This is a genomic window from Pseudoalteromonas sp. SG43-6 (assembly GCF_014164365.1).
Classification (GTDB): domain Bacteria; phylum Pseudomonadota; class Gammaproteobacteria; order Enterobacterales; family Alteromonadaceae; genus Pseudoalteromonas; species Pseudoalteromonas rhizosphaerae.
In genome coordinates this window covers 1-566 of sequence record NZ_JACJEZ010000159.1, presented here as the reverse complement: position 1 = coordinate 566, position 566 = coordinate 1, and the positions used below count along the sequence as shown (strand labels likewise).

1 protein-coding gene is annotated in these 566 nt (G+C 41.2%); it reads left to right on the top strand.

All coding sequences use genetic code 11. The features are described from left to right. Window positions 1–528: integrase core domain-containing protein (locus H5201_RS22590; RefSeq protein WP_182785466.1), on the top strand; the 528-nt coding region annotated here is incomplete at its 5' end. Window positions 529–566 lie beyond the last annotated feature (38 nt).

Sequence of the window (566 nt, the reverse complement as noted above, 5' to 3'; positions counted from 1 at the left end):
TGGCAGGTTTACGACACACAGTTAAGTGAATTAGCCGCAGATTTAATGAAGGATATTTGCAGTCGGGAGCAAATAAAGCGCGAGCAAGTCACGTTGCACTCAGATAATGGTAGCCCAATGAAAGGCGCGACATTACTGGCAACATTACAGGAGTTAGGGATTGTGCCATCATTTAGTCGACCGTCAGTAAGTAATGACAATCCATACTCTGAGTCGTTATTTAAAACGTTAAAGTATCGCCCAGAATACCCAGAAAAGGCATTTGAAGATATAAGCGCAGCAAGAGAATGGGTAAGTGGGTTCGTTGATTGGTACAATAATGAGCACCTACACAGTGGTATAAAATTTGTGACGCCAAATCAACGTCATTTAGGTTTAGATAAAGAGATATTAGCCAAGCGTCAGCAGGTAAACGACGCAGCTAAATTGAATAACCCAAGTCGTTGGTCAGGAAAGTCACGAGATTGGTCAATGATAAACGAAGTAAATTTGAATCCTGAGAAAAAAGAAGAAATGCGGGCGGCATAAAATTTAACTTGAGGCGACAACTAACTTGAAAAACTCCG